The sequence below is a fragment of the Acidovorax sp. sic0104 genome (genome assembly GCF_019219095.1).
Classification (GTDB): domain Bacteria; phylum Pseudomonadota; class Gammaproteobacteria; order Burkholderiales; family Burkholderiaceae_C; genus Acidovorax.
The window spans coordinates 91,635-115,347 of record NZ_JAHUWH010000012.1; the positions used below are offsets into that span (position 1 = coordinate 91,635).

The 23,713-nt window shown below is 67.2% G+C and carries 22 protein-coding genes; 10 read left to right on the forward strand and 12 right to left on the reverse strand.

The genetic code is table 11. The features are described 5' to 3' along the window. Positions 1-46: 46 nt before the first annotated feature. The 5 genes from KW835_RS18800 to KW835_RS18820 all read right to left on the reverse strand — a co-directional run bounded on the left by KW835_RS18800 (position 47) and on the right by KW835_RS18820 (position 5,632). Positions 47-868 carry an enoyl-CoA hydratase/isomerase family protein gene (locus KW835_RS18800; protein WP_218385212.1) on the reverse strand — a complete coding sequence of 274 codons (822 nt, stop codon included), beginning with the start codon at positions 866-868 and terminating at the stop codon, positions 47-49. A gap of 140 nt (positions 869-1,008) precedes the next feature. Further along, a complete protein-coding gene (locus KW835_RS18805) occupies positions 1,009-2,034 on the reverse strand; it encodes a tripartite tricarboxylate transporter substrate binding protein (RefSeq protein WP_218385213.1) in 1,026 nt (341 codons plus the stop codon). Positions 2,035-2,232: 198 nt separating this feature from the next. Beyond that, positions 2,233-3,735 (reverse strand): malonyl-CoA decarboxylase, encoded by a 1,503-nt coding sequence (locus KW835_RS18810; RefSeq protein WP_370633649.1) that lies wholly within the window; start codon positions 3,733-3,735, stop codon positions 2,233-2,235. Beyond that, on the reverse strand, positions 3,732-4,400 hold the full coding sequence (locus tag KW835_RS18815) for a GntR family transcriptional regulator (RefSeq protein WP_218385215.1): 669 nt from the start codon (positions 4,398-4,400) through the stop codon (positions 3,732-3,734). The genes KW835_RS18810 and KW835_RS18815 overlap by 4 nt, the downstream gene beginning before the upstream one ends. A 314-nt stretch (positions 4,401-4,714) precedes the next feature. Continuing rightward, a complete protein-coding gene (locus KW835_RS18820) occupies positions 4,715-5,632 on the reverse strand; it encodes a LysR family transcriptional regulator (RefSeq protein ID WP_218385216.1) in 918 nt (305 codons plus the stop codon). Positions 5,633-5,738: 106 nt separating this feature from the next. Between KW835_RS18820 and KW835_RS18825 the strand changes: the two genes are divergently transcribed. Then, complete coding sequence (locus KW835_RS18825; protein ID WP_218385218.1) at positions 5,739-6,647, forward strand: DMT family transporter; 909 nt, start codon at positions 5,739-5,741, stop codon at positions 6,645-6,647. Positions 6,648-6,778: 131 nt separating this feature from the next. Here KW835_RS18825 and lgt read toward each other — a convergent pair whose 3' ends face one another. From lgt to KW835_RS18840, 3 genes are all read right to left on the reverse strand, one after another. Then, positions 6,779-7,606, reverse strand: a complete 828-nt coding sequence (gene lgt / locus KW835_RS18830) for a prolipoprotein diacylglyceryl transferase (protein ID WP_218385219.1) — start codon at positions 7,604-7,606, stop codon at positions 6,779-6,781. 93 nt (positions 7,607-7,699) lie between these two features. After that, a complete protein-coding gene (locus KW835_RS18835) occupies positions 7,700-8,896 on the reverse strand; it encodes a low temperature requirement protein A (protein WP_218385221.1) in 1,197 nt (398 codons plus the stop codon). 15 nt (positions 8,897-8,911) lie between these two features. After that, positions 8,912-9,178, reverse strand: coding sequence for a hypothetical protein (locus KW835_RS18840; RefSeq protein ID WP_218385222.1), 267 nt, complete (start codon positions 9,176-9,178; stop codon positions 8,912-8,914). A gap of 265 nt (positions 9,179-9,443) precedes the next feature. Here KW835_RS18840 and bfr point away from each other — a divergent pair, with 265 nt between their 5' ends. The 3 genes from bfr (at position 9,444) to KW835_RS18855 (ending at position 12,295) form a co-directional block, all read left to right on the forward strand. Next, complete coding sequence (gene bfr, locus KW835_RS18845) at positions 9,444-9,911, forward strand: bacterioferritin (protein ID WP_218385224.1); 468 nt, start codon at positions 9,444-9,446, stop codon at positions 9,909-9,911. A gap of 141 nt (positions 9,912-10,052) precedes the next feature. After that, a complete protein-coding gene (locus tag KW835_RS18850; RefSeq protein ID WP_218385225.1) occupies positions 10,053-11,066 on the forward strand; it encodes a GlxA family transcriptional regulator in 1,014 nt (337 codons plus the stop codon). A gap of 53 nt (positions 11,067-11,119) precedes the next feature. Continuing rightward, on the forward strand, positions 11,120-12,295 hold the full coding sequence (locus tag KW835_RS18855) for an MFS transporter (RefSeq protein ID WP_218385227.1): 1,176 nt from the start codon (positions 11,120-11,122) through the stop codon (positions 12,293-12,295). Here KW835_RS18855 and KW835_RS18860 read toward each other — a convergent pair whose 3' ends face one another. Beyond that, the gene (locus tag KW835_RS18860) at positions 12,296-13,267 is read right to left on the reverse strand and encodes a LysR family transcriptional regulator (protein ID WP_218385229.1); all 972 of its coding nucleotides are present in this window, start codon (positions 13,265-13,267) and stop codon (positions 12,296-12,298) included. It abuts the gene before it with no gap. A 162-nt stretch (positions 13,268-13,429) separates the two neighbouring features. Here KW835_RS18860 and ilvD point away from each other — a divergent pair, with 162 nt between their 5' ends. Next, entirely contained in the window at positions 13,430-15,136 is a 1,707-nt protein-coding gene (ilvD, locus tag KW835_RS18865) for a dihydroxy-acid dehydratase (protein ID WP_218385230.1), read from the forward strand. A 160-nt stretch (positions 15,137-15,296) separates the two neighbouring features. Here the strand turns inward: ilvD and KW835_RS18870 are convergent, their stop codons facing one another. Further along, the gene (locus tag KW835_RS18870; RefSeq protein WP_218385232.1) at positions 15,297-15,539 is read right to left on the reverse strand and encodes a TIGR04438 family Trp-rich protein; all 243 of its coding nucleotides are present in this window, start codon (positions 15,537-15,539) and stop codon (positions 15,297-15,299) included. Between the two features lie 116 nt (positions 15,540-15,655). Here KW835_RS18870 and KW835_RS18875 point away from each other — a divergent pair, with 116 nt between their 5' ends. Then, positions 15,656-15,961: a c-type cytochrome gene (locus KW835_RS18875; RefSeq protein WP_056169700.1), complete on the forward strand. Its 306-nt coding sequence runs from the start codon at positions 15,656-15,658 to the stop codon at positions 15,959-15,961. A 164-nt stretch (positions 15,962-16,125) separates the two neighbouring features. On the opposite strand, the gene KW835_RS18880 is transcribed toward KW835_RS18875, so the two are convergent. Beyond that, positions 16,126-16,608, reverse strand: coding sequence for a LapA family protein (locus tag KW835_RS18880; RefSeq protein ID WP_218385240.1), 483 nt, complete (start codon positions 16,606-16,608; stop codon positions 16,126-16,128). 312 nt (positions 16,609-16,920) lie between these two features. After that, complete coding sequence (gene acs / locus KW835_RS18885; protein ID WP_218385242.1) at positions 16,921-18,915, reverse strand: acetate--CoA ligase; 1,995 nt, start codon at positions 18,913-18,915, stop codon at positions 16,921-16,923. 302 nt (positions 18,916-19,217) lie between these two features. Here acs and KW835_RS18890 point away from each other — a divergent pair, with 302 nt between their 5' ends. The 4 genes from KW835_RS18890 (at position 19,218) to KW835_RS18905 (ending at position 23,651) form a co-directional block, all read left to right on the forward strand. Next, a complete protein-coding gene (locus KW835_RS18890) occupies positions 19,218-19,826 on the forward strand; it encodes a TIGR00645 family protein (protein ID WP_218385244.1) in 609 nt (202 codons plus the stop codon). Between the two features lie 254 nt (positions 19,827-20,080). Next, the gene (locus KW835_RS18895) at positions 20,081-20,947 is read left to right on the forward strand and encodes an intradiol ring-cleavage dioxygenase (RefSeq protein ID WP_218385246.1); all 867 of its coding nucleotides are present in this window, start codon (positions 20,081-20,083) and stop codon (positions 20,945-20,947) included. Between the two features lie 441 nt (positions 20,948-21,388). Then, positions 21,389-22,945: an ATP-binding protein gene (locus KW835_RS18900; RefSeq protein WP_218385248.1), complete on the forward strand. Its 1,557-nt coding sequence runs from the start codon at positions 21,389-21,391 to the stop codon at positions 22,943-22,945. A 1-nt stretch (position 22,946) separates the two neighbouring features. Further along, positions 22,947-23,651 (forward strand): response regulator, encoded by a 705-nt coding sequence (locus tag KW835_RS18905; protein ID WP_218385250.1) that lies wholly within the window; start codon positions 22,947-22,949, stop codon positions 23,649-23,651. Positions 23,652-23,713 lie beyond the last annotated feature (62 nt).

Below are 23,713 nucleotides of genomic sequence, written 5' to 3' on the forward strand. Positions count from 1 at the left end.
GGGTTCGGTCAGAAATCAGGGGAAAGCGCATGCCATCCGGTGGCATTCAGAACGCTGGCGGACGCTTTTCCAGAAAGGCGGTGATCCCCTCCCGGTGTTCGGAACTGTCGGCATAGGCATACGGGCCGGGCAAGCCATTCACTATTTTTTCGATAGCTGATGGCGCTTGTCCATCATGCGGTAGCGGTACTTTCAATGCCCGAAACGTCTGTTTGTTCATGCGCGCGGCGAGGGGTGCCAGGGCGGCAACGCGCACCGCACTGGCCAGGGCCTCGGCGGCTACCGTGTCATCGGCCACCACGCGGCTCAGAAAGCCGCGCGCGAGCATGTCGGCAGCACCGAAGGTGGCGGCCTCCAGGAGCATCTGGCGCGCCGTCACATCGCCCACCGCCCCGGCGACCAACTGCGCCTCGCGCGGGGCCATCGGAAAGCCCAGCTTGGCAATCGGCGCCCCGAAGCGCGCGGCCTGGCCGGCGAAGCGGATGTCGCAGCAGGCGGCGATCTCCACCCCCGCCCCCATGCACGCCCCGTCGATGCGCGCCACGATGGGCACGTCGCATGCCAGCATGGCGGCCAGCCCGCCCCAGACATCGTTCTCATGGAAGTCGCGCAAGGCAGCGGTATCGAAGCGGAACGCCGGGTACTCGGAGATATCGCCCCCCGCGCAAAACGCCCCGCCCTCCCCTGCGATGAGCACGCAGCGCACGCCGGTGTCGCCTGCTTCGGTCCGTTGCTGGATGCCCTCAAACACGTCGCGCAACTGCCGCCACATGGCGCGCGACATCGCATTGAGGCGACCGGTGTGCCGCAGCGTGACCTGCACCACACCCTGCGCATCCGCATCGGCCAAAACTACTTCACCCGCCATACATCGCATCCATTTACTTCATACCGCCAGCAAACACCCCTCGTGACGCGGCGCCATCGCGAGCGCCACCGTGGAACCGGCTTCGCCGGACCACGGGTGGCGTCCCCCTTCAGGGGGAAGGCGCGCAGCGCCACAGGGGGCTAGTCAAGCTTCGCGCCAGAGGCCTTCACCACCGCAGCCCAGCGCTTGACCTCGCTGCTGACCATCGCAGCAAACTGCTGCTGCGACAGGCCACCGTAGTCTGCACCGTTGTTCGCCCAGATGGTTTTCAACTCGTCGGCCGTGCCCAGCTTGCGCACCTCGTCCACGATGCGCGCCTGCAGGTCGACAGGCGTGCCCTTGGGCGCCCACAGGCCGTACCAGGTGGTCACGGTGTAGTCGGGCAGGCCCACCTCGGCCGCGCAGGGCACGTCGGGGAAGGCGGGGTTGCGCTTGCCGCCCGAGACCATGAGCGCCTTCACGCGGCCGCCCTTGATGTGGTTGGCCGAGGAGCCCAGGCCGTCGAACATCATGTCCACCTGTCCGCCGATCAGGTCCTGCAGCGCGGGGCCTGCGCCACGGTACGGGATGTGCGTGATGAAGGTATTGGTCTGCTGCTTGAACAGCTCGCCCGCCAGGTGGTGCGAGGTGCCCGCGCCCGCGGAGCCATAGTTGAGCTTGGCGGGGTTGCGCTTGACATAGTCCATGAACTGCTGGAAGTTGCTCACCGGCACGTTCTTGGGGTTGACGACCAGCACCTGCGGCACGTTGGCCAGCAGGAACAGCGGGACGAAGTCTTTCTCGATGTCGTAGTCGAGCTTGGGGTACATCGACGGCGCGATGGCATGGTGCACGGCGCCCATGAAGAGCGTATAGCCATCCGGCGCGCCCTTGGCGGCAAAGCTGGCCCCCACGGTGCCGCCCGCGCCGCCGCGGTTGTCGATCACCAGCGTCTTGCCCGTGGCCTTGGCGAACTGGGCCGCCAGAGGCCGCGCGAACGCGTCGGTGCCACCGCCGGCCGGGAACGGCACCACCAGGTTCACGGGCTTGGTGGGCCAGGCGGAGGCCTGCGCAAAGCTCCTGCCGGCACCGGTCAGGCCCAGGCCCGCAGCGGCGGCGCCTGCCAGCAGGCTGCGGCGCTGCACGTTCACCGCTCGGGCCTCGATTCGCTTGTTGTGGTCTGTCATTTCCTTGTCTCCTGTCGTCGTTGTAAAAATGGAAAAACGAAAAAACCGTCACCAGGCGCGCCGTGGGTGCTGCGGCCACAGACCTGGCTGGCCTGCACTTCTACCAGAAAGTAACCGTGCCGCGCGGCACGGCGAATTCAGGCAAGTGCTCAGTCCATCCAGGCGGGCGCGCAAGCCCCGCGTTGTCGACGCCTGGGGTCAGCTGCGGCACAGCGTGTCGATGTCCCCCGACACCGGCACCTTGCCCTGCGCGAGCAAGCTGCGATGCTTGTCGATGCGCTTCAAGTCGTACAGGTAATTGACCATCAACCCGTACGATTGTTTGACCCCCTTGGTGGACGGATCACCAGCCCAGTTGAGCCGCTCCACCCGCGCACCGTTGCCCAGGTGGAAACGTGCCACCGGGTCCACGGGCTTGCCTTCCAGCAACTCGCGTCCCAGGTAGTGCGCGGCGCATTCAAGCAGCATCTGGCGCACGGGCGACTTGGCGTCCAGCTCCAGCGCCTTGTCGATGGCCGCCAGCAAGTGCGTGGGCTGCGGCGGCTCGAAGCCCACCGCACGGCCCAGTTCGCTGCGGCGCTTGTCGTCCAGGCGCTCCAGCATTGCGCCTGCATGCTTGCCCAGCCAGGCGCGAAAGCCGGGGATGGGCGACAGCGTGGCAAAGGTGCGCAGGCGCGGGAACTCGGCGTTCAGCGTCTCCACCACGTGCTTGATGAGCGAGTCGCCGAAGCTCACACCCCGCAGGCCCGTCTGCGTGTTGCTGATCGAATAGAAGATGGCCGTGGTGGCGCGCGTGATGTCCGCAGGCGCGGCTGCCTCGTCCAGCAGCGGCGTGATGCTGGACGACATCTTGTCCAAGAGCGCCACCTCCACGAAGATGAGTGGCTCGTCCGGCAGGCGGGGGTGGAAGAAGCCGTAGCAGCGACGGTCGCTGTCCAGCCGGTTCTTCAGGTCCGCCCAGCTGCGGATGTCGTGCACGGCTTCGTACTTGATGAGCTTTTCGAGCAGCGACGCGGGCGAGTCCCACGACAGGCGGCGCAGTTGCAGGAAGGCCACGTCGAACCAGGTGGAGAACAGATGCTCCAGTTCGGCGTCGAGCGCGAGCAGTCGCTTGTCGGCCTTGAGCAGCGGCAGAAGTTCGGCCCGCATGTCCACCAGGAAGCGCATGCCTTCAGGAAACACCGCAAAGCGCTGCAGCAGACGCGTGCGGGGCGACACCAGCGCGCGGCGCAGGCTGATCTCTGCCTGGCCCTCCTCGGCCGTGCCGGCCGCTGCCTCGTAGCGCTGACGGGCCGACTTGAAGCGCGTGGCGTCGGGCGCGAACTGCTCGCACATCAGCAGCCACATGTCGCGGCGCTCTTCCAGCTCGGCCTTGGCATACCACTCGGCCACGGCCTGGGCGCGGCGCCCGCCTTCGATCTCGCTCACCTGCGGGGCGATGACTTCCTGCAGGTCGGCCAGCAGGCGGCGCAGCGCGCGTGGCGACAGGGACTCCTGCCCGCGCCGCAGCGTGGCCTGCAGCCGCTCGTGCGTGGAGCGCGGCGGCACGACCTTGGCGACCACGTCGGTCACGGTCTTGTCGATCGCGGACTTGGCCGTGGTCTTGTCGGCAGCCTTCTCAGCGGCCTTGCCAGCCGCAGGGGCCGTCGTGCGCAGGCGCGAGACGCTGCGCGCAATCCATTCAGGGGTGGTATTCATCATGGTGTGAGCCTCGATTGCTGGTTACGGGCTACGTCGCGCAGCGCATCGCGCTGGCGCAACAGGTGGGTGCGCATGGCCTCTTCGGCGGCGTCGCTGTCGCGGGCCTTGAGCGCGGCGAACACGGCCAGGTGCTCGGCCAGGCTTTGCTGCAGGCGGCCGGGGGCATGCAGCGTCTGCAGCCGGGCCAGGCGCAGGATCTTGCGCAGGTCGCCGATCACCTGGGCCAGCCAGCGGTTGTCCGCCAGGGTGATGAAGGCCTCGTGGATGGCGTAGTTGGCCTCGTAGTAGTCGGTGATCAGCCCGTCGGCGGCGCACTGCTGCAGCCGCTGGTGCAGCACGTCGAGCGCCGCCACATCTGCGGCCCCGGCCTTGCGCGTGGCCTCGTGCGCGGCACGCCCTTCCAGCAGTGCGATGACCGGAAACAGGTCGTCCAGGTCGCGCTCGGTGATCTCGGCGACGAAGCAGCCGCGGCGCGGCTCGTGGCGCAGCAAACCTTCGGCCACAAGCACCTTGAGCGCTTCGCGCAGCGGGGTGCGGGAGATCTCGAGCCGCTCGCACAGCGCGGCCTCATCCAGAAAGCTGCCGGGCGGCAACGCACCCGCAAAGATCTGCTCGCGCAGCCGCGCAGCGGCTTCGTCGTGCAGGGAATTGGGAGTGGGGCGCATGGTGTGCGGTGCGTGAAGTGCGGAGCTGCGGCCATCAACCGGCCTGGGCCCGGCACAGCCTCGATATCTGGGAGCTATCGTCCTTTAACAATCTGCCAACCTGTGGTTTCATGCGTCAATTCGCATAATTTTTCATAATTATGGGAACTGGCCATACAAAAAGCCAGCAAAAAATGCATGAGGGAACAAAAAAGCGTGTCGGGGGTGAAAAAGAGACATCGGCGCCCGCGCGGCGCGTTCAGTTTCTTTGTTTGTGCGGGCCGAGGCAGGCACCAAGCCCCTCCCCCGGGCGCGCAGCGCCGCTGTCCGGCCCTTCACGCTACCTGCGCGAACCCCTGCACCAGGTGGTCGATCCAAACCCGCAGCTTGGCCGGCAGGAACCGGTTGGGTGGGTAGAGCAGCCACGCCATGCCCGCATAGGCTGTCTTGTGCTCCCAGTCGGGCAGCACCCGCACCAGCGCACCGCCTTGCAAGGCTGCACGCGCCGCAAAACCCGGCAGGCTCGCAATGCCCAGGTGCTGCAGTGCGGCCTCCAGCCGCACCTCGCTGTGGTTGGCCACATAGCGGCCGCGCACGGCCACGGTGGCTGCCTCGCCGCCACACTCAAAGCGCCAGTGGCGGTCGCGCTCGTCTTCGCCCAGGTAGATGCAGGCGTGCCGCTCCAGGTCGCGAGGGTGCGCAGGATGGCCGTGCGTCGCCAGGTATTCGGGACTGGCGCACACCAGGTGCCGCAAGGGAGCCAGAGGGCGGCCCGCCAAACCGGGGGGCGGGGTATCGGTCACGCGCAGGGCCAGGTCGATAGGACCTTCGAACAGGTCCACCACGCGGTCCGTGATGAGCAGCTGCACGTCTACCTGGGGATACTTCCTGAGGAAAGGCAGCACCAGCGGGTGCACCAGTTGCCGGCCCACGGCCTTGGGCATGCTCATGCGCACCATGCCGGTAGGCTCGCCGGTGTGGGTATCGCTCAGCGCCCAGACCTCGCGCGCCGCAGCCACCAGCGACTGGCAGCGGCTGTAAGCCGCAGCGCCTGCATCGGTGAGTTTGAGCTTGCGGGTGGTGCGCTCGAGCAGCCGCACCCGCAGGGCGCCCTCCAGCCGCGCCACCTGGCGGCTGACGGCAGATGGGGTGATGCCCAGTTGCCGGGCTGCGGCGGAGAAGCTGCCGGCCTCGACCACCCGCGCAAACACGGCCATGTCGGAGAGGCTGTCGAGGGATTGATTGATGCTCACGGCGCACAAGTGATGTTCTGCTACAGCGATTATCAATGCACAGGCGCAAATGAATAATCGCCCGAGCGTCTTGTTTATCTGCCCGCCTGCGTAGCCTCCCTGCCCCATGACCACTCTGACCGCCCCCACCCCGTCCCCCCTTGCACCCCGGCTGGCCGATGCCGCGCTGTTGCTGGTCGCAGTCGTCTGGGGCACCAGCTACGGTGTGGCCAAAGGGGCCCTGGTGTTCTACCCGGTGCTGGGCTTTCTGGCGGTGCGGTTCGGGCTGACCTTTGTGCTGCTGCTGCCGGCGCTGCTGCGCGCCAACCGTGCGCAGCAGCTGGACGCGCTGGCGGCCGGGCTGCCGTTGGGCGGGCTGCTGCTGGGCATCTTCCTGTGCGAGACGTTTGGGTTGGCCCTCACCCAGGCCAGTAACGCGGCCTTCCTCATCAGCCTGTGCGTGGTGTTCACGCCGTTTGCCGAATGGGCCCTGCTGGGCCAGCGGCCGGCGCGGGCGATGTTCGTGTTTGCCGGGGTGTCGCTGGTGGGCGCTGCGCTGCTCAGCGGCGGCCTCAGCGGCTACTGGGGCTGGGGCGACGCCCTGATGCTGTCCGCCGCCGTGCTGCGCGCCATCACCGTGTGCCAGACCAGCCGCCTGACCCGTCGCCGCAACGCACCGGTACTGGCCTTGACTGCCGTGCAAGCCGGCGTGATAGCGCTGGGCAGCGTGGCTCTGGCCTTGGCACTGCCCGGCGGCCTGCCCTCCCTGCCTGGCGACGCAGGCTTCTGGCTGGCCTGCATCTACCTGGTGCTGGGCTGCACGGTGTTCGCCTTCGTGGTGCAGAACTGGGCCCTGCGCCACAGCTCTCCGTCGCGCGTCGGACTGCTGATGGGCAGCGAGCCAGCGTTTGGCGCGCTGTTTGCCGTACTGTGGCTCGGCGAGAGCCTCAGCATCGCGGGCTGGGCCGGGGGGATGCTGATCGTGACGGCGGCGTTTTGGACCATGGTGCGGCGGGGGGCTTCGACCCCGAACTGATCACGTACCGACCGCTGTACCTGGCCCCCACGTATTGGCCGCAGGCCTGCAAAAGGACTCCGCGGCTTTGGGGGAAATGCTATCCATTTAATAGCTTCTGGCGCTTTCCCATCAAGCGGCAGAGAGCATTTTTACCTCGAACCAAGCGCCACTGCGGGCTGTCGCTGCGCCCACAGCCACATCCCGATGCCGCCCACGATCATGGGCACGCACAGCCACTGGCCCATGCTCATGCCCAACGACAGTACACCCAGGAAGGCGTCGGGCTCGCGGAAGTACTCCGCGATGAAGCGGAACACGCCGTAGCCGAACAGGAAGGCGGCCGCCACCTGACCTGGGCGTCGCTCCTTGCGGGCGTAGAGCCACAGCAGCACGAACAACAGCAGGCCTTCGAGGAGGAACTGGTAGACCTGCGACGGGTGGCGCGGCTGCATCGATCCGCTGTGCGCAAAGACCATGCCCCAGGGAAGGTCCGGGCTCGCGAAGCGGCCCCAGAGTTCGCCGTTGATGAAGTTGCCCACCCGCCCTGCGGCCAGGCCCGTGGGCACGCAGGGCGCCACGAAGTCGGCCACCTGCACCCAGGAGCGCTGGCGCGAATGCGCAAACCAGATCATCGAGGCGATCACGCCCAGCAGCCCGCCATGGAAGGCCATGCCACCTTGCCACACGGCAAGTATCTCGAGCGGATGACTGAGGTAGTAGCCCGGCTTGTAAAAAAGGCAGTAGCCCAGCCGCCCGCCAATCACCACCCCCGCCACGCCCAGAAAGAGGATGTCCTCGACATCCTTGCGCGTCCAGGCGCCGGGGCCGGTGATGGACGCAAATGGCTCGTGGCGCAGGCGCCGGATGCCCAGGAACATGAACAGGCCGAAGGCCGCGAGGTAGGTCAGGCCATACCAGTGAATGGCCAGGGGGCCGAGCTGCAGGGCGACGGGGTCGATGTGGGGGTAGGTCAGCATGGTGGCCGGTATTGTGCCCGCCCTCGGCATCACCCCGAGGTCTCGAAGACAAAGTCCTGGGCTCAGGTCCTTGTGGCCTATGCCGCCCGCGCCTCACGCACGCGGGCCGGTCGGCGCAGCCCGGGGGCTGCGTGCCACCTTCGCCTCACAGATCACCACACCCAACAAAATGCCTGTGGTCAGCCAGCCCATGGCCAGCAGGTTCACCGCATACCCCACAGGCACCAGCGCCAGCATGGCCGCGGCCCCCGCAACATGGGAGAGCGGAAAACTCCCGTACACCACCCGCTTGTAGACCGTGCTACCCAACAGGTAGGCCACAGGCCCCAGGACCAGCGTGAGCACTTGCGCCGTCTGCAGCCGGTCATGCGGATGGGCTAGCACGAGGTCGTTGGCCACAGCACAGCCAATCACGCCCGCCACCAGAATGGCATGCACGTAGTGCAGGTGTGCGCCTACCCGTCCGGGGTCGGCAGAAGCGGTGATGACGGCGCTTGCATCCTTGCTGGAGGTGCCGAAGTACAGCCACCACATGGCCAGCGTGCCGACAAAGGTGGCCAGCAGCGCCAGAACGCTGGACATGTCCCACAACCGGGCGTCCGCAAATGTTGCCCCGCTGACCAGCAAGGTCTCGCCCAACGCCACGATCATGAACAGCTGACAGCGCTCTGCCAGGTGCCCGCCTTCAATGGTCCAGTCACGCGTGCTGGAGCGGCCCATGCCCGGCAATGCGAAGCCGAACATGGGAGAAAGGTACTCGCAGGCAGCGGCAACAATCCACAGCGCAATGCGCCACTCATGCTGGGCCAGCCCACCGGCGATCCAGAAGACAGCAGCAATCATCAGCCAACCCAGCATGCGCCGGTAGTTGGGCGCCAGTGGATGGCCAGGCCCCAGCTCCCACACCAGGAAGGCCGTCCGCCCCACCTGCAAGGCCGCGTAGCACATGGCGAAAATCAGCCCGCGGTCGCCAAAGGCTTGCGGAATACTGGATGCCATGACCAAGCCCAGCAGCATGGCGGCAAACAGCAGACAGCGGATCCGCGGGTTCTCGGGGTTGAACCAATTGGTCACCCAGCAGGTGTATTGCCACCCCAGCCACACGGCGAACCAGATGACCAGCGCTTCCACGAGCCCCAGCAGGCTCAGGTGGTGCAAAAGCTGATGGCTGACCTGGGTGACGGCAAAAACATAGACGAGGTCAAAGAACAGCTCCTCGTAAGTCACGCGGGCATGGTGCCCATCACGGTGGCGCAGTACAACTCGGTGGCCGGAAGCGGGCGAAGTCATGGGCACAGGTCCCCATCAGCGCGAGAGTTGCCAGGCCGCAACGGCCGCCACAACCGATGGAACCGCGAACACCAGCAGCAGGATCGGCAGCTCCTGGCGCACCGTGTAGCCCGCGTGGGTCACCCCCACCCACATGTTGGCGACTGCAACCAGCAGCCACACCGGCACAAAAACCTTGGCGGCGAGGGCCACGCCTGCGCCGCTGGCCCCCCACAACCATCCAAACAGGGCGAACACCGCCAGAAGCAGGACCCCGGCCACCATCACCATTGCCATGTGCATACACCCTCCTTGCTGTGGATCTGAGACAAGCGCGTTGCGTCTGCTTATGAGCACGCTCGGCCATTGTGTCAGGGCTGGCACGCCGGACAAAATCGTCCGGCCCCGGCGGACACCTACGCGCGCGCCGCCTGCCGCAGGCGACCACGCCTGGAAATGCGAACGCGTCTGATGCCAGTGCGTATGCAGACCGGCGGCTCGGGGGCAATGGGCCGCACCGGGCTCTATTGCGGCACACTCTGCCCCCCAAAACAACAAGAGGAACCTCATGCAGGGCAATACACAAGTCATCGACTATTTCAGGCATCTGCTGCGCGGCGAGCTGGCCGCGCGCGACCAGTACTTTGCCCATTCGCGCATCTACGAAGACCAGGGTTTCACCAAGCTCTTCACCCGCCTGGACCACGAGATGCAAGAGGAAACCCAGCACGCCGACGCCCTGCTGCGCCGCATCCTGATGCTGGGCGGCCGCCCCGACATGCGCCCCAACGAGTTCACCCCCGGCGAGACCGTGCCGGAGATGCTGAAGAAGGACCTGGCCACCGAGTACGAGGTGCGCGCCGCCCTGCAGCAGGGCATTGCGCTGTGCGAGAGCGTGGGCGACTACGTGAGCCGCGACCTGCTGCTGGTGCAACTGCGCGACACCGAGGAAGATCACGCCTACTGGCTGGAAAAACAGCTCGGCCTGATCGACAAGGTCGGTTTGCAGAACTACCTGCAATCGCAAACGGCCTGAACCCCCGGGCGCCCCGCCCGATGATTGCCCCAGGCACCTTGCGAGGTGCCAATTTCAAATGGGGCACCCATGGGATGATTTGGCCAGATGTGTGGGATGGTTGTCATTGCAGCCAACCGGGCAAACGCCGACACTGCCCCCATGGCCTCACCCCTTCGCACCGTGGCGTGCCTTATCTACCCGGACGTCATGAGCCTGGACGCGGTCGGGCCGCTGCAGGTCTTCGGCTCGGCCAATGCCGAGCGCGCCGGTCACGGCCTGCCGCCCGCGTATGCGCTGCATCTGGTGGCCGAGGCCGCAGGGCCCGTCACCACATCGGCAGGATTCGCGTTGCTGGCCGATACTGGCTGGCCCACGCTAGACCCCGCGCAGTTGGACACAGTGCTGGTAGCAGGCGGCGATGGCGTCATTGCGCAACTGGATAACACAGCCTTGCGACAGTGGCTGCGCCGCGCAGAGCCGCAGGTGCGCCGCATGGGCTCGGTGTGCTCGGGGGCGCTGCTGCTGGCGCACGCCGGGCTGCTCGACGGGCTGCACGCCACCACCCACTGGTGCCGCACCGACCTGATGCGCCGCAACTACCCCGCGGTGCAGGTGGACGATGACTGCCTGCACACCTACGATGCAGCCAGCGCGGTGTACAGCCACCTATTCACCTCGGCCGGCGTCACCGCCGGCATCGACCTGGCGCTGGCGCTGGTGGAGGCCGACCTGGGCCGCCCCATGGCCTTGGCCGTGGCGCGCCGGCTGGTGATGTTCATGCGCCGCCCGGGCGGACAGGCGCAGTTCAGTGCCCTGCTCGCGCCCGAGACACGCCACGCGCCGCGGCTGGCGGCGCTGCTGGAATGGATTCCCACGCAACTGGGGGGCGACCTGTCGCTGGATGCGCTGGCCGAGCAGGCCTGCATGCCGACACGCACATTGACCCGCGTGTTCCAGCGCGAGCTGGGCACCACGCCCGGCCGTTATGTGGAGCGGGTGCGGGTCGAGGCGGCGTCCACCCTGCTCGCACAGGCCCAGGCGTCTGTCTCGACCGTGGCGCGGCTGTGCGGCTTCGAGCATACCGAGAACCTGCGCCGCAGCTTTCACAAGCACCGCGCGGTGAGCCCGCAGGCCTATGCGCAGCGCTTCGGCGCGGGCGCGTTGCTGGACTGACCTTCCCTTCCGTTCCTTTCGCGCCGCCCGGCGCACCACCGAAAGCCACCACCATGCTGCTCGTGCGCAATGCTTCCGTTCGCCTGCTGTTCGCCGGCCAGGCCCTGTATTGGGGCTGCTCCATCATCGGCATCACGCTGACTTCCATCGTGGGCGCGCGGCTGGCGCCATGGCCGTCGCTTGCCACGCTGCCGCTGGCGCTGCTGGTACTGGGCAACCTGGTTTCAGTGCAGCCGCTGTCGCTCTTCATGCAGCGCCGGGGCCGGCGCGCGGGTCTGCAGGCCGGCGCGCTCTTCGGGGTGGCTGGCGGACTGGTCAGCATGCTGGGCGTGCAGTGGGGCAGCTTCGCGGTGTTCTGCGCGGGCACGCTGGCCATCGGCGCCTACCAGGCATCGTCGGGCTACTACACCTATGCCGCGCTGGAGGCGGTGGACCCCACGCAGAAGGGCCGCGCCGCCGCGTGCGTGGTGGCCGGCGGGTTGTGCGCCGCGGTCTTCGCGCCGCCGCTGGCGCTGTGGTCCCGCAACCTTCTGCCCACGCCGCTGGCGGGTGCCTACCTGGCGATCGCGGTGCTGGCGGCGCTCGGCTGGGCGGTGATGGCTCTGCTGCGCGAAGGGGTGGCGCCCAAGCCAGCGGCGGGTGGCATGGCGGCGATGGCCGCCTTGCTGGCCCGGCCCGGCCTGCGGGCTGCCGTGGTCATGACCGCCATCGGCCACGGCCTGATGATCCTGGTGATGAACGCCACCCCGCTGGCCATGGAGGTCTGCGGCTTTTCGGCCGCATCGGCTGCGCAGGTGATCCAGTGGCACGTGATCGGCATGTTCGCGCCCGCGTTGTTTTCTGGCGCATTGGTCGACCGCTTCGGCAGCCGCCCCGTGGCGGCCGTGGGCGCAGCGTGCCTGGCCGTGAGCGCAGTGGTCGCGCTGTCGGGCCTGTCGTTCACGGAGTTCCTGGCGAGCTCTTTCCTGCTCGGCACGGGCTGGAATCTGATGGTGATCTCGGGCACCACGCTGCTGGCCGAACACCACGCGCCCGAGGAGCGCGGACAGGCCCAGGCGCTGATGCAGCTGGCCAATGGCATCGTCGCCGCCCTGATGTCGTTCGCCTCGGGCGCGCTGCTGACCGGCGTGGGCTGGACGGCCATCAATGGGGTGGCGCTGCCGCTGCTGGCGATTGCAGCCGGGTTGTTGTTCGTGCGCAGGCGCAGCGCCGCTGCGGCAGCAGGGTGACTACCGGGCAGCCGCCGAACGCTCGCGCACGAAGTCGATGAACCGCGCCAGCGCGGGGTTGTTCAGCGCGGCAGGCCACACCAGGCTGGTCTCGCACACGGGCAACAACGGCCCGGGGTTGGCTTTGGGCACCTTGGCCCCTGCCCGGCCCGCAAATGCAGGGCCGAACGCATCCGCTGCGCGGTAGACCACGCCATCGCGGCGGAACTGGGTCACGCTCTCGGGCACCCAGGCCACGCCCAGGCCGCCCCACACCAGATTGACGATGGTCTGCATCTGGATGGCCTCCTGCGCCACCACAGGCACACGGCCTGCCGCGTGGTACAGCGCAAAGACCGCGTCGTGCAGCGACGGCACGATGCGGCGCGGAAAGATCACCAGCGGCTCGGCCAGCACTTCGGGCAGATGCAGGCGCGGCGCCAGCGCCAAAGGGTGGCTGGCCGGAAGCGCCAGCACCAGGGGCTCCTCCGCCACGGCCAGGCGCGCGAGCTCGGGCGGGGCGAAGCCGGGTGAATGCAGCATCAGCCCTGCATCGAGTTCACCGCGCGAGAACAACTCGCGCTGCACATCGCCCGTGGCCTCCACCAGCTCCAGCGCCACCTGGGGACACAGAACCCGAAAGTCGCGCACCCATTCGGGCAATCGCTCGAAACCGATGGTGGAGACAAAAGCCAGCCGCACCCGCCCCACCTCGCCCGCCGCTGCCGCACGCGCGCGCACCGGCAGCGCCTGCGCCCGTTCCAGGAAATCGCGCACATCGGGCAGCAGCGCCTCGCCGGCCGGGGTCAGCGCCACACGGCGGCGCGTGCGGTCGAACAGCACCACGCCCAGCGAGCGCTCCATCTGCGCAATCGCCTGGGTGAGCGGCGGCTGCGTCATGTGCAGGCGGATGGCAGCGCGGCCAAAGTGCAGTTCCTCGGCCACGGCAATGAACTGGCGCCAGGCGCGCACGTCGATGAATGCTTCTTTCATGGCAGAGGTGATCGATTGATATGTTTTATATATTACTGAAGCAGACGAAAGGGATTGGAAACGCCAGTCCAAACCTCGCATACTTGCACCCCGACAGCCGAAGACCCGTGTTCCCCCTGCGGCGTCTTCCCACTACAACGACTCCCCACCAGGAAACCCGCCATGGCAGACAGCAAAACCATCCCGATCCAGCCCATCAACCGCCGCAGCGCCAACATCACGCAGGGCAAGTCGCGCGCCCCCAACCGCTCCATGTACTACGCCATGGGCTACGAGGAAGGCGACTTCGTCAAGCCCATGGTCGGCGTGGCCAACGGCCACAGCACCATCACCCCCTGCAACAGCGGCCTGCAGAAGCTGGCCGACGCGGCGATTGCCGGCATCGAGGAAGCCGGCGGCAACGCCCAGGTTTTCGGCACGCCCACCATCTCGGACGGCATGGCCATGGGCACCGAAGGCATGAAGTACAGCCTGGTGAGCCGCGAAGTCATCAGCGACTGCATCGAGACCTGCGTGGGCGGCCAGTGGATGGACGGCGTGCTGGTGGTCGGCGGCTGCGACAAGAACATGCCCGGCGGCCTGATGGGCATGCTGCGCGCCAACGTGCCTGCCATCTATGTGTACGGCGGCACCATCCTGCCGGGCAGCTACCAGGGCAAGGACCTGAACATCGTGAGCGTGTTCGAAGCCGTGGGCGAGAACGCCGCCGGCAAGCTGAGCGACTTCGACCTGAAGGAAATCGAAAAGCGCGCCATCCCCGGCACCGGCTCGTGCGGCGGCATGTACACCGCCAACACCATGTCCAGCGCCTTCGAAGCCCTGGGCATCAGCCTGCCGTACTCGTCCACCATGGCCAACCCGCACGACGAGAAGATGAACTCGGCCAAGGAATCGGCCAAGGTGCTGATCGAGGCCATCAAGAACGACCTGAAGCCCCGCGATATCGTGACCAAGAAGGCCATCGAGAACGCCGTGGCCGTGATCATGGCCACCGGCGGCTCCACCAACGCCGTGCTGCACTTCCTGGCCATCGCGCACGCCGCAGGCGTGGAATGGGACATCGACGACTTCGAGCGCATCCGCAAGAAGACGCCCGTGCTGTGCGACCTGAAGCCCAGCGGCAAGTACCTGGCCGTGGACCTGCACCGCGCAGGCGGCATCCCTCAAGTGATGAAGGTGCTGCTCAAGGCCGGCCTGCTGCACGGCGACTGCATCACCATTCAAGGAAAGACCATTGCCGAAGTGCTCAAGGACGTGCCCGATGTGCCGCGTGCCGACCAGGACGTGATCCGCAACATCGACAACCCCATGTACGCGCAGGGCCACCTGGCCATCCTGAAGGGCAACCTCAGCCCCGAAGGCGCGGTGGCCAAGATCACCGGTCTGAAAAACCCTGTCATCACCGGCCCGGCCCGCGTGTTCGACGACGAACAATCGGCCCTGGAAGCCATCCTGGCCGGCAAGATCAAGGCCGGCGACGTGATGGTGCTGCGCTACCTGGGCCCCAAGGGCGGCCCCGGCATGCCCGAGATGCTGGCCCCCACCGGCGCGCTCATCGGCGCCGGCCTGGGCGAGAGCGTGGGCCTGATCACCGACGGCCGCTTCTCCGGCGGGACGTGGGGCATGGTGGTGGGCCACGTGGCGCCCGAGGCCGCTGCCGGCGGCACCATCGCCTTCGTCAACGAAGGCGACAGCATCACCATCGACGCGCGCCAGCTTTTGCTGGAGCTGAACGTGCCCGAGGAAGAAATCGCCAAGCGCCGCGCCGGCTGGACGGCGCCCGCACCGCGCTATACCCGCGGCGTGCAGGCCAAGTTTGCATTCAATGCATCGAGCGCGAGCAAGGGTGCCGTGCTGGACGCGTATTGACCCGTGTCCCACGAAAAGGCGCGCCCCCGCCCGCCTTTTCGCACAATGCAAAACGCCCGCAGCGACATGCTGCGGGCGTTTTTTCTTGGGGCCAGTGGCAGTTTCAGCGGGCGGGCAGCGCCGCGCCTTCACGGCAGCAAGGCCTGCTTTCGGGCTGTACTCAGCGCGGCTTGCGCGGGCGGATACCCAGGGCTTCCTTGTGCTTGTTGATGCGGTCCTGCTTGCGCTGCTCCATCTTTTCCATGGCTTTACGTTTGGTATACCCGGTGGAATCAGCCCAGGCCCACCATAGAGCCGTAGCGGCAAAAGCGCCCAGCACCCACCACCAGGACATGTTGGCAAAGGGCCCGGTTTCGAGGTACTTCAGCGCCGCCAAGAGGAGTGAAAGGCCCAGCAGATACATCGCAGTCTCCAGAAATTACCGTCCAAGGGCTCGGGGGCCGGGAACACCGGCATGTCAACCCGAGTCACTACAATCACATTAAAAGAACTGTAACCCAACCCACAGGAAAACCCACCATGAAGCGTACCCTGATCACCCTTGCCATGACACTGTCGGTTGCGGCCCCCGCGATGGCCGATCAGGCGCTGGCCACCGCCAAGAATTGCATGGCCTGCCATGCGGTGGACAAGAAGCTGGTGGGGCCATCCTATAAGGACGTGGCGGCCAAGTATGCGGGCCAGAAGGACGCCGTGGACAAGCTGGCCGCCAAGATCATCAAGGGCGGCGCTGGCGTCTGGGGCCCTGTGCCCATGCCCGCCAATGCCCAGGTCAATGACGCCGATGCCAAGAAGCTGGCAGCCTGGGTGCTGACGCAAAAGTAACGACGGCGGAACTGGCCGTATCACGGCCACCGCACAGCACCGGCACCCAGTCGCCGGCCTTCATGAGAAACAGCCGCATCACCCCGCGTGATGCGGCTGTTGCTTTTTTGGTTTGTCGATTCTTTCTACGGCCTGGCGACGGGCGTCGCCAGCCTGTGACGCGGCTACACGAGGGGCGTGACGACCTGGCGGGCCTGTTCCCGGGTGCGCAGTTGGTGCTCCAGTTGGCCCACGTACGCGGCCGTGGCGTTGTCCGACTCCTCCACCCGCTTGGCCAGGCGCTGCTCCAGGGCATCGATGCGCGCCAGCAGCGCGGTGTGGGTCTGGCCTTGCTGGATCTCCAGGAAGTGGCGCAATTCAGTGAAGCGCGACGCCTCCGCCTTGTCGGCCAGTTCGCGTTGCACCTGCATCTCCTTGGTGTGGCGGCGGGTCTCCAGCAGCACGGAGCCCTGCAGGGACAGCACGTAGGCCACGAAGAAGATGGTGAGCAAGGTGGTCAGGCCCAGCATCAGCAGGCCCAGTGGCGCCTCCACTGTGGTCAAACCCAGCGATACGGTAGTGGGCGTGGCCAGCGTGGGCCAGTTCAGGAACGCCAGTGCTGCGATGGCGAGCACGACCAGAAACAGGACGGCGGAACGAAAGTGCATGTTGAAATCTCCGTTGGCAGCGCGTGGGCCTTGCCAGGATGGGCAGGCCGGCCGCGCAATGCCGCCGTTGTAACGCATGCCAACAGGGTTGGCATGGCCGGGCCGGCGATTTCAGATGGTGTCCTACAGGGGCAGCGGGATGTGCCGGTTGTGAAGCTCCGACATCGCACTTTTCGATCCATGGGCTGCGGCTTCGATCACCGTTGGTGGGTGATCGAGCCGGGTTTTGTGGCCACGTCACATCGCTACGCGATATGAGTGACCACGAACCCTGCAAGCGCTTCGCGCGGGCGCCTTCGGCGCCCTTCTCGATCAGTTGGCTTTGGCCAACTGGTCGAGAATTGCAGGATTCTCCAATGTACTCGTGTCCTGCGTGATGGCCTCGCCCTTGGCAATACTGCGGAGCAGCCGGCGCATGATCTTGCCGCTGCGGGTCTTGGGCAGGTTGTCGCCGAAGCGGATGTCCTTGGGCTTGGCAATCGGGCCGATTTCCTTGGCCACCCAGTTGCGCAGCTCATTCGCGATCTGCTTGGCTTCCTCGCCGGTGGGGCGGGCACGCTTGAGCACGACGAAAGCGCAGATGGCCTCGCCGGTCACGTCGTCGGGGCGACCCACGACGGCGGCCTCTGCCACCAGGTCGGTCTTGGCGACCAGGGCCGATTCGATCTCCATGGTGCCCATGCGGTGCCCCGAGACGTTGAGCACATCGTCGATGCGGCCGGTGATGCGGAAATAGCCGCGGTCTGCGCTGCGCACAGCGCCATCGCCGGCCAGGTAGTAGCCCTTGAGCTCTTCGGGGAAATAGGCCTTCTTGAAGCGCTCCGGGTCGTTCCAGATGGTGCGGATCATGCTGGGCCAGGGCTTCTTGATGACCAGGATGCCACCCGCGCCGTTGGCGACGTCGTTGCCGGTTTCATCCACGATGGCAGCGGCGATGCCGGGAAGCGGCAACGTGCAGCTGCCGGGCACCAGCGGGGTGGCGCCGGGCAGCGGGGTGATGACGTGACCGCCGGTCTCGGTCTGCCAGAAGGTGTCCACGATAGGGCAGCGCTCGCCGCCCACATTCTTGTGATACCACATCCAGGCTTCGGGGTTGATGGGCTCACCCACGCTGCCCAGGATGCGCAGGCTCGACAGGTCCGAGCGCGCAGGGTGCACCGCGGCGTCGCCTTCGGCGGCCTTGATGAGCGAACGGATGGCGGTGGGCGCGGTGTAGAAGATCGTGCACTTGTGCTTTTCGATCATCTGCCAGAAGCGGCCGGCGTTGGGGAAGGTGGGGATGCCCTCGAAGATGATCTGCGTGGCGCCCGCCGCCAGCGGGCCGTAGGCTACGTACGTGTGGCCGGTGATCCAGCCGATGTCGGCGGTGCACCAGAACACGTCGTCGGCCCGCAGGTCGAAGGTCCAGTCCATGGTGAGCTTGGCCCACAGCAGGTAGCCGCCGGTAGCGTGCTGCACACCCTTGGGCTTGCCGGTGGAGCCGCTGGTGTACAGGATGAACAGCGGGTGCTCGGCACCCACGGGCACGGGGGCGCACTCGGTGCTCTGGCCGGCCAGGATCTCGCCAAAGGTCTTGTCACGGCCTTCCACCATGCTGCAGGCCGTGGCGGTGCGCTGGTAGACGAAGACGTTGCGGATGGTGTCGCACCCGCCCATGGCAAGGGCTTCGTCGATGATGGCCTTGAGCGGCAGTTCCTTGCCGCCTCGCATCTGGTAGTTGGCGGTGATCACGGCCACGGCGCCCGCGTCGATGATGCGCTCCTGCACCGCCTTGGCGCTGAAGCCGCCGAACACCACGCTGTGCGTGGCGCCGATGCGCGCGCACGCCTGCATGGCGATCACGCCCTCGATGGTCATGGGCATGTAGATCAGCACGCGGTCGCCCTTGGCCACGCCGTGGGCCTTGAGCGCGTTGGCGAACTGGCTCACGCGGGCCAGCAGTTCCTTGTAGGTGATCCGGGTGACCGTGCCATCGTCGGCTTCGAACACGATGGCGGTCTTGTTCTCGGTGGGGGTGCCGATGTGGCGGTCCAGGCAGTTGGCGCTGGCGTTGAGCTCGCCGTCGTCAAACCACTTGAAGAACGGCGCGTTGGACGTGTCCAGTGTGCGGGTGAAGGGCCGGGTCCACTGCACGTTCTCGCGTGCCAGGCGGGCCCAGAAGCCTTCGAAGTCCTTGTCGGCCTCGGCACACAACGCGTCGTAGCCCGCCATGCCCGACACGCGGGCGGCTTTGACGATGGCCTCCGACGGCGGGAACACGCGGTTCTCAACCAAAACGGACTCGATCGCGGATGTGGGCGCACTCATGGTTTGTCTCCTGGTTTTTGATGGAATCGGGGCCTGAAGAACAGGCCACGCCGGACCGCTCGGCCTGCGGCCCCCAGAGGCCGCGCTTTGCGCAGTGTCGTTGCCCGTCCTGTCGAATTTGTGCGGTACTGTCGGCGGCAGCACTTACAAGCCACTGACTGGCGCGAAGCTTACAAGGTGCGCGTTTCTCAAGGCCTGACGTCCTTCTGCACAGTATGCGCTGGGGCGCAGCGCACCCGGCCCAGGAGGGTGTCATGCGCTTCTTCTAGAATCGTGCGACCTGATCTCTCCCCACCCTGCCCATGTCGCTTCCCCCCAAATCCGGCACGCCTGCCGCGCTGCGCCCGCTTCCATCCCTGATCTTCGCCAGCCGCTGGCTGCAGTTGCCGCTGTACCTGGGGCTGATTCTTGCGCAGGCCGTCTATGTCTTTCACTTCTGGGTGGAACTCGTCCACCTGATCGAGGCGGCGTTCGGCAACACGGCAGCGCTCAAGTCGCTGGTCTCCAGCATCGGCTACAAGAGCGACTTCGAGGTCACCGCCCTCAATGAAACCATCATCATGCTGGTGGTGCTGGCGCTCATCGACGTGGTGATGATCTCCAACCTGCTGATCATGGTGATCGTGGGCGGGTACGAAACCTTCGTCTCGCGCCTGCACCTGGAAGACCACCCCGACCAGCCCGAGTGGCTGAGCCACGTGAACGCCTCGGTGCTCAAGGTCAAGCTGGCCACCGCCATCATCGGCATCAGTTCCATCCACCTGCTCAAGACCTTCATCAACGCGGCCAACTATGACATCAAGGTGCTGATGTGGCAGACCATCATCCACGTGGTGTTCCTGCTGAGCGCGCTGGCCATTGCGGCGACGGACCGGCTCATGTCGCACTCCGCCCCCCCTGCGCGCCACTGAACACCAAGGCAGGCAACGTCGCCCCATCGCTCCCCCAATGCAAAAAGGCCGCCCCGTGCGGCCTTTTTGCATGGTGGGGCGGATCGCCAAGCGCGTCGAGGCTCTCTTTTATGGAGTGAAAATAGCCTCTTCCGCTTGATGGGAAAGCGACAGCAGCTATTAAATCTATAGCGTCCCGAGGCAACGCGGGCACTCCCCAATTTCTCCTCAATCGGCCGGCACAGTGCAGTCCATACCCACCTGAAGGAGAACCCATGGACCGCACCACCGACATCGCCGCCACCGTGCAGGCGCCCGCCAACCGCCGCTTTGCGCTGAACGCGCTGGGCTCACTGGGCGTTGCCACGCTGCTGGGCTGCGGGGGCGGAAGCAGCGACAGCGAGTCCACCGACACCAGCGGCACAACCACCGGGACAACCACCAGTACAGGCACAGGGACAACCACCGGCACGGGAACAGGCACGACCACCACCAACACCTGCGCGGTCGTGCCCGAGGAAACCGCCGGCCCCTACCCCGCCGACGGCTCCAACGCCAGCAACAACAGCTACAACGTGCTGGCGCTCAGCGGCATCGTGCGATCGGACATCCGCACCTCCATCGGCTCGTCCACGCAGGTCAGCGGCGTGCCCTTCACCATCACCATCACGCTGACCAACACCAATGCCAACTGCGCGGCGCTGTCCGGCTACGCCATCTACCTGTGGCACTGCACGCAGGACGGCAACTACTCGGTCTACAGCTCCAACAACATCGCCGACAACTACCTGCGCGGCGTGCAGGCCACGGACGCGAACGGCACCGTCACCTTCACCACCATCGTGCCGGGCTGCTACGCCGGCCGCATGCCCCACATGCACCTGGAGGTCTACCGCAGCCTGGCCGCCGCCAGCAATGCCAGCAACAAGATCAAGACCACCCAGCTGGCCTTTCCCACCGCGCTGCTGAGCAGCATCTACAACGCCAATTCCGGCTACAGCGCCAGCGTGCGCAACCTGGCCTCCATCACCTTCGCCACCGACAACGTCTTCAGCGACGGCACCGCGCTGGAGATGACCACCATGCAGGCCAACAGCGGCGGCGGGTACTCGGCCCACATCACGATCTCTGTGGCCGCGTAGGCGCCACAGGCACCACAGGCACCTTCGACAGCCCGGCGGCGCGCGCCGGTTCTGGCCAGTGCGCCGCACCTTCTTTCCACCAACCCCAGGAATACACACCATGATTCTTAACGCCCTTGCCCGCCGTGCACAGGCCTTCGCTGCGCTCGCAGCCGTGCTGGCCGCCATGTCTGTCCGCAGCACCCGCGCTGGCACAAGCCCAGGGCCGCCAGGGCCCGCCCGCACCGCCGCCCGAGGCATACGCAGCCTGCAAGGGCCGGGCGGAAGGGACCAGCGTCACGCTGACCATGCCGGACGGCAAATCGCTCCCGGGCACATGCCGCACAATGGACGGCACCCTCGTGGCCATGCCCGCAGGCGGGCCCGGTGGCCCCGGCGGTGCGGGCGGCCCGCCCCCTGCCCGCTGACCCTGCCGACACGCTGCCGCAGCCCCGCTGACCGATGCCCCACCTCACCCTGCACCGCAAAGCCTTCCTCGCCCTGGCCGCCCTGCTGGTGGCCTTGCTGCTGATCTTCGCGGGCTTTTCGCGGCTGGGGCTGCAGCGCGGCCTGGGGCCGTATGTGGCAGAGATCGAGCTGGCCCGCATGGACTGGCTGGCCGAGCGGCTGCAGGCCCACCACACCCAGGTGGGCGGCTGGGAGACGCTGCGCAACCAACCCGGCCTGTGGGGCCGGCTCAGCCACCCGGGCGGCGGTCCGCGCAGGCCCGGCAGCAGCGACACTGGCGGCGGTTTCGGCCCCCCGCCCGACGGACCGCCGCCCGAGCAGCGGGGCAACGGGCCGGGCAGCAATGGAAGCACGCCCCCCCGCATGGGCGCAGTGGCCGACGACCGTCCGCCCCAGCCCCCAGAGCGGCATCCCAATGACCTCTACCCCCGGCTGGGCCTTGTGGACGCGCAGGACCGGCTGGTCGCTGGCAGCGCACCGCAGCCCGGAGGCGCACGGCTGGCCTTGCGCGGCGCCGACGGGCACACCCTCGGCCACCTGGTGCTCGCGCCACCGCAGGGTGTGCGCAGCGAGGCCGACCAGGCGTTCCTCGCGCAGCAGCTGGGCTTCGTCGTATGGACCGGGCTCGCGGGGCTGGTGCTCGCGCTGCTGCTGTCGGGCTGGCTCGCGCGGCGCTGGCTCGCCCCCGTCGAGGCCCTGGCCCACGGCGCGCGCGACATTGCGCAGGGCCACCTGCACACCCGCGTGCCCGTGCACGGCAACGACGAGCTGGCCCACCTCGCCCGCACCTTCAACACCATGGCCGAGCAGCTCGCCAGCATCGAGGCTTCCCGCCGCCAGTGGCTGGGCGACGTGGCCCACGAGCTGCGCACCCCCCTGGCCGCCATGCGCGCAGAGATCGAGGCCGTGCAGGACGGCGTACGCCCCTTCGACGACAAGACCGCGCTGCGCCTGCACCGCCAGGTAATGCGGCTCATCCAGTTGGTAGGGGATCTGCGCGCCAGCCTGGACGCCGCGGGCACCAGCGCACCGTCGGCCCAGGTGCCCGTGCACCCGCTGTCGCTGCTGGCCGAGGCGCTGGCGTCCATGCGCCCGCGGCTGGCACAGGCCCGCATCGCCGTGGACACCGCAGGGCTCCATGCCTTGGCCACGCAGTCGCCCGCACCGCTGGTGAAAGGCGACGCGCAGCAGTTGCACCAGGTGTTCCTGAACCTGCTGGAAAACAGCCTGCGCTACACCGACGCGGGCGGGCAACTGCGCATCGCCGCATTCGAAGCACAGGCGCCGGACAGCGCACCGCTGCTGCGCGTGCAACTGGACGACAGCGCCCCCGGCGTGCCCGCGCATGAGCTGCCCCGCATCTTCGAGCGCCTGTACCGCGCGGAGACCTCGCGCAACCGCGACCATGGCGGCTCGGGCCTGGGCCTGGCCATCTGCCGCGCCATCGTGCTCGCGCACGGCGGCACGCTGACGGCCGACGCATCGCCCCTGGGCGGGCTGCGCATCACGCTGGACCTGCCGCTGCTCGACAACCCGCCCCCCACCCCGTGACATGAACCACCGCATCCTCGTCGTCGAAGACGAACCCGACATCGCCGCCATCGTGGTGGACTACCTGCGCCACGCGGGCTACGCCGTGGAACACCAGGCCGACGGCCGCGCGGCCCTGGCCAGCATGCTGGCCGCGCCGCCTTCGCTGACCCTGCTGGACATCATGCTGCCGGGCATGGACGGCCTGGAGGTGCTGCGCCAGGCCCGCCGCCACACCCAGCACCCCATCATCATGCTCACCGCCCGCGTGGAAGAGGTGGACCGGCTCATCGGGCTGGAGCTGGGCGCCGACGACTACATCTGCAAGCCGTTCTCGCCGCGCGAAGTGGTGGCGCGCGCCAAGGCCGTTCTGCGCCGCACCGCCGCCGCGCAGGAACCCGCGCCCGGCACGACCACCACCGTGGCCGCGCTGGTGCTGGACGAACTGCACTGGCAGGCCACGCTGCACGGCACGGCCCTGGGACTCACACGGCGCGAGTTCCGGCTGCTGCAGGTGCTGGCGCGGCAGCGGGGGCGCATCTTCTCGCGCTCGCAGCTGCTGGACCAGGCCTATGACGACACGCTGGACGTGAACGAGCGGGCCATCGACAGCCACATCAAGAACCTGCGCAAGAAGCTCAAGGCGGCCAGCGCGGACGGCAGCGACTGGATCCGGTCCGTGTACGGCGTGGGCTTTGCGCTCGACCCGACGCCCCCCGAGCAATGACGGATGAGGCCGGGTGATGCCGGATGACGCGGATTTGCAGTCGATCATTCAACACCTTCAAT

Coding starts and splice junctions, on each gene's coding strand:
- KW835_RS18895 (WP_218385246.1), top strand. CDS start 20,081: ATGGACCGCACCACCGACATCGCCGCCACCGTGCAGGCGCCCGCCAAC.
- bfr (WP_218385224.1), top strand. CDS start 9,444: ATGCAGGGCAATACACAAGTCATCGACTATTTCAGGCATCTGCTGCGC.
- KW835_RS18860 (WP_218385229.1), bottom strand. CDS start 13,267: ATGAAAGAAGCATTCATCGACGTGCGCGCCTGGCGCCAGTTCATTGCC.
- lgt (WP_218385219.1), bottom strand. CDS start 7,606: ATGCTGACCTACCCCCACATCGACCCCGTCGCCCTGCAGCTCGGCCCC.
- KW835_RS18880 (WP_218385240.1), bottom strand. CDS start 16,608: ATGCACTTTCGTTCCGCCGTCCTGTTTCTGGTCGTGCTCGCCATCGCA.
- KW835_RS18855 (WP_218385227.1), top strand. CDS start 11,120: ATGCTGCTCGTGCGCAATGCTTCCGTTCGCCTGCTGTTCGCCGGCCAG.
- KW835_RS18840 (WP_218385222.1), bottom strand. CDS start 9,178: ATGCACATGGCAATGGTGATGGTGGCCGGGGTCCTGCTTCTGGCGGTG.
- KW835_RS18875 (WP_056169700.1), top strand. CDS start 15,656: ATGAAGCGTACCCTGATCACCCTTGCCATGACACTGTCGGTTGCGGCC.
- acs (WP_218385242.1), bottom strand. CDS start 18,915: ATGAGTGCGCCCACATCCGCGATCGAGTCCGTTTTGGTTGAGAACCGC.
- KW835_RS18805 (WP_218385213.1), bottom strand. CDS start 2,034: ATGACAGACCACAACAAGCGAATCGAGGCCCGAGCGGTGAACGTGCAG.
- KW835_RS18810 (WP_370633649.1), bottom strand. CDS start 3,735: ATGATGAATACCACCCCTGAATGGATTGCGCGCAGCGTCTCGCGCCTG.
- KW835_RS18905 (WP_218385250.1), top strand. CDS start 22,947: ATGAACCACCGCATCCTCGTCGTCGAAGACGAACCCGACATCGCCGCC.
- KW835_RS18835 (WP_218385221.1), bottom strand. CDS start 8,896: ATGACTTCGCCCGCTTCCGGCCACCGAGTTGTACTGCGCCACCGTGAT.
- KW835_RS18800 (WP_218385212.1), bottom strand. CDS start 868: ATGGCGGGTGAAGTAGTTTTGGCCGATGCGGATGCGCAGGGTGTGGTG.
- ilvD (WP_218385230.1), top strand. CDS start 13,430: ATGGCAGACAGCAAAACCATCCCGATCCAGCCCATCAACCGCCGCAGC.
- KW835_RS18825 (WP_218385218.1), top strand. CDS start 5,739: ATGACCACTCTGACCGCCCCCACCCCGTCCCCCCTTGCACCCCGGCTG.
- KW835_RS18850 (WP_218385225.1), top strand. CDS start 10,053: ATGGCCTCACCCCTTCGCACCGTGGCGTGCCTTATCTACCCGGACGTC.
- KW835_RS18900 (WP_218385248.1), top strand. CDS start 21,389: ATGCCCCACCTCACCCTGCACCGCAAAGCCTTCCTCGCCCTGGCCGCC.
- KW835_RS18890 (WP_218385244.1), top strand. CDS start 19,218: ATGTCGCTTCCCCCCAAATCCGGCACGCCTGCCGCGCTGCGCCCGCTT.
- KW835_RS18815 (WP_218385215.1), bottom strand. CDS start 4,400: ATGCGCCCCACTCCCAATTCCCTGCACGACGAAGCCGCTGCGCGGCTG.
- KW835_RS18870 (WP_218385232.1), bottom strand. CDS start 15,539: ATGTATCTGCTGGGCCTTTCACTCCTCTTGGCGGCGCTGAAGTACCTC.